This window comes from Euryarchaeota archaeon, assembly GCA_016207515.1.
Classification (GTDB): domain Archaea; phylum Thermoplasmatota; class SW-10-69-26; order JACQPN01; family JACQPN01; genus JACQPN01.
This window is the reverse complement of sequence record JACQPN010000001.1, coordinates 46,765-58,311: the sequence shown is the minus strand read 5'-3', so window position 1 is coordinate 58,311 and position 11,547 is coordinate 46,765. Positions and strand designations below refer to the sequence as shown.

The window sequence follows — 11,547 nt, the reverse complement described above, 5'->3', positions numbered from 1 at the left end:
ATCACTCCATCACAAGTTACCCTGGGGGTATAAAAAGGAGATTGGATAGGTCGTTGTAATAAGGAGACGGCAAAGGAAGGGGCGCGACGGCGAAAGCCCGACGTCTACGGCCCATGGGAGAAGACTTCATGTGCTGACGCCGTATCGCGCATTGACTGCCTTTGGACGCATCCACGATATTCCCCTATGTCCTCGTGATCGGCCAATTGGCCACGGCCCTCGTGCTTTTTCGGAGTGCCCAAGAGCCACGCCTCGCGCTCCGGATTCTAGGCGTCCTGTTTCTTCTGAACGCCGGCGTCACCGCGGTCCTTGGCCTCCCCCGTGACTACGCGATCTGGCTCCACTCGGACGAGGGGTTCGTTACCCAACTTTTCCGGGCGTTTGACGCGCCCACCGGGGCACTCCTCATCGCCTTTGTCCTGGCCCGCCAAGGGGGGGCTCTCGCGCGCAAAGGGGCGTACCTCATGATGGGGCTTGGCGCAGTTCTTGCCTTTGCCGAATTCCCTTTCCACCGCTTCATGGCGGATAACGAGCACTACGTCCGCTCGGTGCCGTTCTACGGCGCCCTAGGCCTGTCGTGCTGGGTCCTCGCCCGTGGAAAACCGTGGGAGCGTTGGGTCTGCCTTGGCTTTCTTGCCCGGGCCCTCTATTGGGGAACCGCGGGCTCCCTGCAGTTCGTCGATCAAGGCCTCCCTACCCAGGGGGTCGTGCTCGCAAATGGGCTGGGCCTGCTGGCCTTGATGCTAGTCAGCGTGGCGGCCTCATGGCGGCTGCTGACCGGGTCCGGCGGTCCCACGGCCGTGATATCCATCGTGATCCTCCTCATAGGACCCGAGATGGCGCTACTGGAGGACAGCGTGCGGAGCACCCTTCCCGCAGGCGAGCCGTTCTGGTACGGCGCCACGGTCGTGCTGAACCTTGTGACGCTCGCTCTCGTGAGGCCGGTGGTGACGCTCGCCGGACTTTCCCCATCATCGCTTCGTCCCGTGGCGTTCAGGAGCTTTGTCTCCGGCGGCGCTGGATTAGCCGCCGCTCTCGTTGCGGGTCCACTGACCCTCGTGCCGCCCCATGCGCCCGCGACGCTTCCACCCGGGGTCGGCGATGCGGCGGGCTATGGCCTCGGGCTCGCGGTGGCTGCGGTCGTCTTCGCGGCATACGACGCCGTGCATCCCCTCGGCGCACCAGCCGCCGCCGACGCTTCGCACCCTGTGGGCAGTGATAGCCCAGCGCCGTCCGAATCCCAAGCTCCTCCGGGCCAGGCCGCGGCGCCCGCGGGGCCGGCCCGCATCGATTCGGGAGGAGAAGCACAACGCCGCCCGCAATGGCAAATGTTGATCCTTGCCATCCGAGGCTCAAGCGTTCCCGAAGGCGTCGAAAAGACCGGCGAAGACCGCCTCATGCAGAGGGCCATATCGGAACGGACCGGGATCGGAGCGCCCCGCATTTCGACAATCGTTGCCGAACTCACCGAGGGCGCTGAAGCGCGGCTCGATGCGTACATGCCCGGGTGGAGGACGGAGTCCAGATCGCGGCCAGAGATCCTGCGCCAGTTCCGTGGCGCGATTCCCGGATTTGCGGGCGTCTGGGTCTACTATCGGCTTACCCCCCTAGGTGAGAAGTTGGCAGAAAGGATTGCGGGGGAAAGCCATCTTGGCCGGCCGGGACCGTAGGCGCTCGAATGCTTCTTCCGCGGTGCCATCGTAGGCCACGAGTAAGACAACACGAGACTCGCTAACGCCCGACAGATCATTCTCGCACGGCAAACGCCGAATACGTGAACGGCGGGCCACGGGGCGCGCCTGTGGCGAGAACGAGCGTGCAAGTTCCGCTCGCGTGAAACTCCCACGGTAAAGGGACTTGCAGGGGGTTGTTCCCTCTTTCGGGGCGAATTCCCCCATAATTCTGCGCAATCCTCATACTAAATGATGTTTTCCCCGGACCTGTCCGGCGAAAACCTGATGCGGGGCGTGCCGACCGGCAGCGCGAAGAACGCGCCACGGCCGAAATTCTTGACGGGCAAACGGGCCTCGGCGGACGGAGAACGGAAGTATGGCGCAAGATACAGGGTCATGGAAGTACTGGCTACGAACGATCCGGAACCCCAAGGTGATCGCGACGTTCCTCGTGGTCATTCTCGTGGTGCCAGGAGGCCTCATTCTTCCCACGCCGCAGACCGACGAGTCCGCTTCGTGGACCTTGCCGTCGACCGTGCCACCTACCGCGACCGGCGAGCCCCTCCTTTCAATCACTGGAACCGCCGCTTTGGACGGAGCGTCCGGTCGACCGGCACCAAAGGTAACGGCCCCGACGGCGCCCCCGATCCCCATCCACATCGAGGAAAACCGCGGCCAATTCGACGCCAACGTTCTCTATGCAGCACGCTCAAGCGACTCGATGTTGGCCTTTGAGACCGACGCGGTAACGTGGGTCTCTGGCCGAAGCGCCATGCGCATGGAATTTCCGGGCTCAAGACCCCACACCACGCCCACGGGCGTCGGCCCCGTGGAAGGCGTCAGCAGCTATTTCCGCGGCAGCGACGAATCGGAATGGGTCTCAGGCGCTCGCCACTTTTCAAGTGTCAGCTACGGCGACCTGTATCCGGGGATCGACCTGATCTTCTATCCGCCTGGCGGAACGGCGCTAGAGTACGATTTCATGGTGCACCCGGGCGCCGACCCATCGCTCATCAAGATGGCATTCACCGGAGCCACGGTGGAACTGGCCGCCACCGGAGATCTCCTGCTCCATGGGACTGACGGCGACATCCTGCGCCACGCCCCTCCATCGCTCTACCAAACGGGCGCAATGGGAGAGCACCAAGACGTGGCCGGACGGTTCGAGAAGTCGTGGGATGGCACCATAGGGTTTTCGGTCGCGCCCTACGACGCTGCGCGCGACCTCGTCATCGATCCTCGGCTCGAATACGCCACGTACCTAGGGGGCCAGGGCTTCGAATACGCGCATTCCCTCTTTGTGGATTCCTCTGGCAACGTCTACGTCGTGGGCAGCACGACATCCGACGACAGTTTCCCGACCACTCCTAACGCCCTCCGCCGGACGCGTAACAAGGCATCGAACGAGCAGTGGCCTAAGACCGACGTTTTCGTGGCCAAACTCAACCCGTCTGGGACATCCATCGTCTACGCCACCTACGTGGGCGGATCGGACCAGGAATACGCGCACGGGATAACGGTGGATACGGGTGGCAACGCCTACTTGGCAGGCTACACGACATCCGACGACTTCCCGGTCACGGCCAACGCACTGCAGAGTTCGCGTTCCAAGCCCGCCTCCGAATCATCCTGTTGCCCGGGATCGGATGCATTCCTGATGAAGATCAACCCCACTGGGACGAACCTCGCTTATTCGACTTACCTTGGCGGTAAGGGCGGTGAATACGCATCCGCTCTCGTGGTCGCCTCCAACGGCGCCGCCTACATAACGGGGTCCACGTCGTCCGACGATTTCCCCGTGAGTTCCAACGCATTCCAAAGAACGCGTGCCAAGTCATCCACCGAAAATTCCTACTATCCGCCTGCGGACGTTTTCGTCGCGCAAGTGAATCCCGGGGGAACGGCCCTGACATTCTCCACGCTCCTCGGTGGAGTCGACTCCGAGTATCCCCACGCCATGAGCGTGGATTCGAGCGGAAACGTGTACGTCCAAGGTTCCACCACCTCGAGCGATTTCCCGGTGACCTCGAACGCGTTCCAGAGAACCCTCACCCGGAACTCGAACTCCTACTACAGCGCCGACGTCTTCGCGGCCAAGTTCAACTCCCTCGGCACAAGCCTCACCTACTCAACGTTCATCGGCGGCGACGGCTACGATTATCCGTCAGCTGCGTTCGTGGATTCGGTCGGCAACACGTACCTATCGGGGTCGACGTCGTCGGACAACTTCCCCACGACCGCCGGCGCATTCCAGACCACCAGGTCGAAAGCGAGCAGCGAAAACGCCTGCTGTCTGGTCCAGGACGCCTTCGTGACGAAACTGAATTCCGCCGGTACCGCTCTCACGTTTTCCACGTTTCTCGGGGGTAAGGGACACGACTACGCCGGAAAGATGAGTGTGGACGCCAACGGTAACATCTACATCGCGGGCACGACCACGTCCGACGATTTCCCGGTGACGGCCAACGCATTCCAACGCGCCCGCGCAAAGAACACGACCGAATCCTACCCGACGGGGGACGCCTTCGTCACGAAGGTCTCCTCCACAGGGACCTCTCTCATCTACTCCACGTACCTAGGGGGGAACAAGACGGAATACGCCAATGGTCTCTTCGTGGATTCCACCGGGACCGCATACGTGACAGGTCAAACTGGATCCGACAATTTCCCGACCACGGCCCGCACCTTGCAAAGCGCGCGCGGGAGGACTCCGACGGATTCTCCTGACTGGCCGAGCCAAGACAGTTTCGTCACCGTCATGAACGCGACCGGGACCGGTTTGAGCTTCTCGACGTTCCTCGGGGGAAACCAGTCTGACTACGCCACTGGTCTCTCCGTCGACTCCAGCGGCAACATTTACGTGCTAGGGTCCACGTCGTCGGAAGACTTTCCGGTCACGTCAAACGCCTTCCAACAGACGTTGGTAAAGGACGCGAGCTCGACGTACTATTACTACAGTGGAGGGGACGTTTTCATCACGAAGATCACAATGGCGCCTGCCTGCACGGGCCCTCCCGTGACTAGCGCGAACGCCACCGGCACGGCCGGCTCCAACGGATGGAACACGTCGGCCGTCAACCTGACTTTCAGCGTCGCGTCGAACTGCACCATCGTGTCCCATTTTCAGGTGGACGGCGGCGCGGTCCAATCGGGAGCGAATGCCACCCTGTCGTCAGACGGCGACCACAACGTGACTTACTACGCGACGGACGAAGTGGGAAACAACGAGACCGCCCGGACCATCAGGGTAAAAGTCGATCGTACCACGACCTTGCCGTCCATCAATCTGACCTGTCTCGACCAACCGCTCGTCACCACCTGCCGATCGGCGAACTTCACCTCGGTGATCTCGGCGACGGACGCCACCTCGGGTGTCTTAAGCCTCGTCTGCAAGGACAACGGGACGACGATCAACTGCGCGAGCGCCGACATCACGGGCGCTGGTCTCCACAACATCACCGCGAATCTCACGGACAACGCGGGCAACACCAGGAACTCATCGGCGAACCTCACCATCGACACGACGCTCGGGGTCATCTCGTCCTTGAGCTTCACGAGGTCCCCGACCTCCGAAAAGACCGGTGTGACCATTTCAGACGTAGTGGTGAAAGCGAAGGACGCCTACGGCAACGTCGCCGACACGTTCACCGGGATCATCACGGTAGCGCTTGGCGTCCCCGCAGGAAAGACGGCGACACTCTCCGGAACGGCCACCGCGTCCGCCGTACGCGGCGTCGCGACGTTTTCGGGCCTCACGATCACGGGAGACGCATCAAACTCGTACACGTTCATAGCCAACGCGACGCTTCCAAACGCGACCGGGACGAACGTCACGAGCGGCACCTTCGCGTTGACGGCGCCGCCCACCGTGTCCCTCATCTATCCGCCTTTCCTCAACACGGGAACGACGGGAACGACTTTGACGGTGAAGGGCGCGAATTTTACCTCGGGAACGACCGTGAACGTCTCGGGCGGGAACGTGAGCGTCACGGCGGTCACCGTGAGCTCCTCCACCCAACTCACGATCACCGTCAGCGTCGACCAGAACGCGCGCTCTGGCCCGAGGACCGTCACGGCGGGTAACGCCGCGGGGGATGGCCTCTGCTATGGCTGCATCACGGTGCGAGCCGTCGGCGACAACGTACGGACATGGGGCAACGCAGGCAACGGCCGTCTCGGCGACGGAAGCATCGCCGGCACCGTCACTTCCCCGGTCACGGCCACGGGCCTGGCGAACGCCGTCGAAGTCGGGGGGCAGGACTTCACTTCTCATGCGCTCCTTTCCAACGGGACCGTTTGGGGATGGGGCGGGCAAGGTAGCGACGGGCGCGTCGGGGACGGGAACACGAACACCAACCAGGCGACACCCGTGGAAGTGCGCACCGATGCCACGACCTACCTTTCCGGGGTCGTGCAGATCGCAGTCGGGGGCGGCCACACGCAGGCGTTGAAATCCGACGGAACGGTCTTCGGTTGGGGCTACAACGCTGACGGCCGGCTTGGAGACGGAACCACGTCCGGACGCGCATACGCCACGCAGGCGACGGGGCTCTCGAACGCCGTCCGCATCGCCGTCGGCGACAGCCATTCACTGGCCGTCGATTCGAACGGTGACATCTGGGCGTGGGGCGGGAACTCGCGCGGGCAGTTCGGAAACGGCACCACCACGGACAGCACTTCCCCTACGAGGCTTTCGACGTTCTCGGGCGCAGTACAGCTTTCGGCGGGCCGATACCACTCGCTGGCGCTCATGCCGAACGGGACGGTCTATTCGTGGGGCGCAAACGACTACGGTCAGCTCGGCGACGGCACGACGACGGACCGCTCGACTCCGGCGAAGGTAGCAGGCATCTCACAGATCGTCCAAGTGGCTGGCGGGGCCTACTCTTCGTACGCCCTGGCCGCAAATGGCACGATCTATGCTTGGGGCAGAAACGATGACGGCCGACTCGGGGACGGGAGCACCACGCAAAGGACGAGCCCGGTCGCACTCACCGCGCTTTCGAACGCGACACTCCTAGGCGGCGGCATTTGGGAAATACGCCATTCGCTTGTCCTTGCGGGCGACGGCAACGCCTACGCATCGGGTTCCAACTCCAACGGGCAACTCGCAGTCCCGACGTCGACGACCAGCCGGTCGTCACACACTGTCGTCACAGGCCTGCTCAACGTGACCGCGGTCGCGATGGGGACGACGCACTCGCTCGCCATCGACAGGACGATCGGCTCCCCGCCCTTCGCGCTGTTCAGCATCGCCCCGACGAACAGGACCGGCGACACGTCCACGCAATTCACGTTCACCGACATCTCCTCGTCCTTCGGCGGACCGGTAAGCGGCAGGTCGTGGGACTTCGGCGACGGCAACTCTAGCACGTCGGCGGTCCCGACCCACCAATTCACGAGAAACGGAACGTACACGGTGACGCTCTCCGTCACGGACAGGGCGGGCCTTTCCGACGCGAGGACCGCCACGGTCGCGGTCTCTCGAGGACCGCTCTACAACCTTACGGCGACGCCTTCGACGACGACCCAGACGGCGGGCTCCACGTCTGCCGTCTTCTACAACGCCTCGGGAACGGATCAACTCGGAAACGACGTTGAGATAAACGCGACGAACGACCTCACTTGGACCGTCAGCCCATCGACCGGCGGCACCTTCATCGGAGCGAGTTTCTCCCCCTCAAATGTGGCCGGCAACTACACGATAACGGCCACGAACGCGACGACCGGAAGGACCGCGAACGTCACGTTGACGATACTTCCAGGCTCCGCCGCGTCACTCACGATAACGACTTCCGCTACCACACAATCCGCCAATGCGACCTCGAACGTCACCTATTCGGCGGTGGCGAAGGACGCGTTCGGAAACAACGTGACCATCGACTCGGCCACAGACGTGGATTGGGCAGTGTCCGCCAGCGACGCAGGGAACTTTTCGCAAAACGTACTGGCTCCGTCCACCAAGGCCGGGCGCTACATCGTGACGGCCGCGCTCAGAAACCTCACGACCGCCCGCGACACAGTGAACTTCACAATGAACACCGGACCGGTCAACTCCATCATCCCAGTGCCATCAGCGGGCTTCCATGTGGCCGGTGCGTCAGGAAACATCACCTGGAACGCCAACGCCTCAGATGCCTTCGGCAACGCAGTCACCTTGAACGCCACCACGGACGTCTCATGGTCGATCTCGCCCACCGCAGGCGGGACGTTCTCCGGAAACGTTCTCGCCGCTGGAACCGCCTCAGGCTTCTACATGGTGACGGCCACGCTCAATTCCAACACGTCGACGAACGGCTCCCGGACGTTCCCGATACAACCCGGCGCGATCGTGGCGATCGTCATCGACAACGGCAACCTCTCCCAACAAGCCACCGATGGCCGTACAATCACCTACAAGGTCACGGGCAGGGATGCGTTCGGTAACAACGCGAGTGTTCCAACCGCGAACGCCACGTGGGAGATCGCCGTCAACGGCACCACGGGAAGCGTCGGCGGTTCTTTCAACGCCAACGTCCTGGCGCCATCCACCATCACGGGAAGATACACGGTGACGGCCACGTACACGCTCAACACGAGCATCAAGGCGAACGCGGATTTCACGCTGACGCCCGGGGCGCTGGCTGTGATCTACATCCAGACGCCGCTCAACGTGACCGCCGCCGGGGCGACCACGAGCCTCACCTACAACGCCACGGGCAAGGACAAGCTCGGAAACAACGTGACACTCAACGCGGCCACGGACGTCACCTGGTCGATCAACAACAGCGCCGGCGGTTCCTTCAGTACCAACGTCCTTAACCCGGGAACTATTGCGGGCCTTTACAAGACCTCGGCATCTAACGGCTCCGTCCCGGAACCGGCGGAGGCGTTCCTCCAAATCGTCGCTGCCACTCCTCTGAGGATCAGCATCACGAACGGCAACATCACGCAGACGGCCGGAAACACGTCAATAGTCACCTACATGGCGAACGTCACGGATGCATTCGGCAACAACATCCCGTTGAGCTCTGCCAAGAATGTGACATGGACCGTCAACGCGTCCACTGGCGGTTCGTTCGCGGCGAACGATTTCGCGCCCACCAACACCGCCGGTAACTACACGATACGCGCCTCCCTAGACTCGGATTCGAACATCAGCGCCACCGTCCGTTTCGACATCGGGCCTGCCGGACCCGACAAGATCGTGGTGACGACCGGGAACCGTATCCAGACGGCGGGGAACACCTCGTCCATTACCTACGGGGTTTCCGCCACGGACTCCTTCGGCAACGCCGTCGCCCTGGACGCCGCCAACGACGTGACCTGGAGTATCAGCCCCTCGAGCGGTGGCACCATGGGTCTCAACGTACTCTCGCCGACGAACACATCCGGACGATACAACGTGACGGCGACGCTCAAATCGGACGCGTCCAAGAACAACAGCGTCGGGTTCAAGATCCGGCCGGCGTCAATCGTGACCCTCACGGTGGCGGGCGGCAACGCGTCGGCACTCGCAGGCTCCACGAACGTGAGCCTGGCCGTGAACGCGACAGACAGGTTCGGGAACCGCGTCGAAATCGACTCCGCCACCGAGGTCTCCTGGGCCGTGTCGCCCCGGGCAGGTGGCTTCTTCTCGAACAACCTGCTCGTGGCAGGCCCCGTTTCGGGTAACTACACGGTCACCGCCACGCTCCTGGCAAACACAAGCGTCACGGCATCGACGAACATGACGATACGCCCGTCGGACCCGTTCTATCTCAAGATCACAAACGGTCCCGTGACCCAACGGGCCGGTCAGACGAGTCAGGTCACCTACAACGTGACCGCGACGGACTCGCGGCTCAATCCCGTGCCCATGGACTCCACCACCGACGTGACGTGGTCGCTCGACTCCATCCGTGCGGGCAGCTTCTCATCAAACGTCCTGAATCCGAGCAATGCCGCTGGCCTGTACACGGTCAGGGTCCACCTGTCGTCGAACTCGTCGCGAAACGCGTCCGCGAGCCTACAGATCCGGCCGGCAGCGCCGAATTCGTTCTTCATCGTGAACGCGAGGACGACCGAATCCGCGGACAACGTCACGAGCCTCGACTACGAGGCCACGAGCACCGACGCATTCGGCAACCCGATCCAATTGGACATGGCGAAGGACATCCTCTGGACGCTCGACTCCGCCGCGGGCGGTTCATTCACGAGGAACACGTTCAACCCGACGCAAGCAGCCGGGACGTACACGATCACCGCCACGCTCGCGTCGGACCTGTCGAAGAACTCTACGGCGGTGTTCGTGATGGCACCTGGTCCGCTATACAAGATCGCGTTCACCTCTGCGCCCGGCGCCATCAACGCCGGCTCGACGGGGAGCTTCGTCGCCGTGCCGCGAGACGCATTCGGGAATGACCGAACGGACGCTCTCACGTGGAGCACGTCTGGCGGCACCGTCGTGCCGTCGAACTCGACCGCCGCAACCTTCGACCCACGGGGGGCCGCGGGCGCGTACGCGATCACGGTGACCACGACGGGCGGAGTAAGGAACGTGACCAACGTCACCGTCAATCCCCTAGGAATCGAGCACCTTCATATCGGATGTGTGGACACCGTGGAGGCGGGGAACGCGACCGTTTGCGGAATCGTGGCGACCCACGACATCCATCATAACAAGATCGGCGATCCCTCGCTCGCGTGGAGTTCGCCTTCCGGACGCTTTTCGCAGGCGAACGGAGGCGTCACCCTCTTCACGCCCCCCGCGACCGTGGGTACTTACCTCATCACGGCGACGGGGGCAGGCAAGACTGCTTCCGCGCAGGTTCGGGTCGTTTCGGGCCCGCTCTCCGATTTCAAGCTCTCATGTCCGGCAAACGCGACGGCGGGCGTGACCGCCTCCTGCACGGTGCGTGGTGCGTCCGACGCCTACGGCAACGTCGTCACCATCGCCGCCGTCACATGGGATGCGCCGGGCTCAACGCCCGATCTCCAAGCCCTGGACGCGGGCTTCGTCTGGACGTCTCCCGGGACCAAGGCGGTGACGGCATCAGCCGGCGGAGTGTCGACGACCGCGACCGTGACGGTGAGCCCTGGCCCGGTGGCGTCACTTGTAATCCTCAACGGCGCCCTCCTGTTGACCGCCGGCAACGCCACGCCAATCCCCTACGCGACCGTTGCGAAGGACGCCTTTGGAAACGAGGTGCCTTTGGCCGCGAGCGCCATCCAGTGGGGGGTCTCGGACGGCGCCGGGAACTTCACCGGAGCCATCCTGCAGCCCGGCACGAAAGCCGGAAACTACACCATCACGGCGCGGCTAGCGCAAGCGTCAGGCGCGGTGGGGGCCACGGTGAGAGTCCAGATCCTGCCGTCGTCGCTCGCTCGGCTCGTAGTGGACGCCCCGGAAACGGTGGAAGCAAACACGACCGTCACAGTGAATCTCACAGGATTCGACGAATTCGGAAACGAAGTGAAGCTCGCCGAGACCTCCGTCACGTTCCAAGCCAACCCGACCATGGGCGCCCAGACCGTGCCCGTTGCGGTTGGTAACTTGACTTTACCCGCCACTTGGACCGTGGTCGCACCAGGGACAATATCAAGGGCGGGCTTGTCGGGCGGCGCCGAAAAGAGTGCGGGCGCGGGTCAAGACGTGGCGGGATCATCCGCTCTTGGGGGCAATGTCACGGGCGAAGCGCCCACCGAACGCGGCGGCCTACCATGGACCGTCTACGGCGCCATCGCGTTGGGGCTACTGACCGCGCTTCTGGTGATCGTCGCATGGCGTAGGCGCAGAAAGAAGGAAGAGGACCGATAGTGGCGGCGAACCGAGGAAGCGGCGACCCCGTTACCCACGCTCCTTCCCTGCCGTGACACGCTAGGCGGCGGCCACCGGGGCGCGAGGCGCGGTCCT

The 11,547-nt window shown here is 63.3% G+C and carries 2 protein-coding genes; both read left to right on the top strand.

What is annotated here, in order from left to right:
- Positions 1–161: 161 nt before the first annotated feature.
- Complete coding sequence (locus tag HY556_00245; GenBank protein ID MBI4392213.1) at positions 162–1,670, top strand: hypothetical protein; 1,509 nt, start codon at positions 162–164, stop codon at positions 1,668–1,670.
- A 379-nt stretch (positions 1,671–2,049) separates the two neighbouring features.
- Positions 2,050–11,451: an SBBP repeat-containing protein gene (locus HY556_00240; GenBank protein ID MBI4392212.1), complete on the top strand. Its 9,402-nt coding sequence runs from the start codon at positions 2,050–2,052 to the stop codon at positions 11,449–11,451.
- Positions 11,452–11,547: the final 96 nt, after the last annotated feature.

What these genes read in the sequence shown, in the direction of transcription:
- HY556_00240 (MBI4392212.1), top strand. Translation starts at nt 2,050, where the DNA reads ATGGCGCAAGATACAGGGTCATGGAAGTACTGGCTACGAACGATCCGG.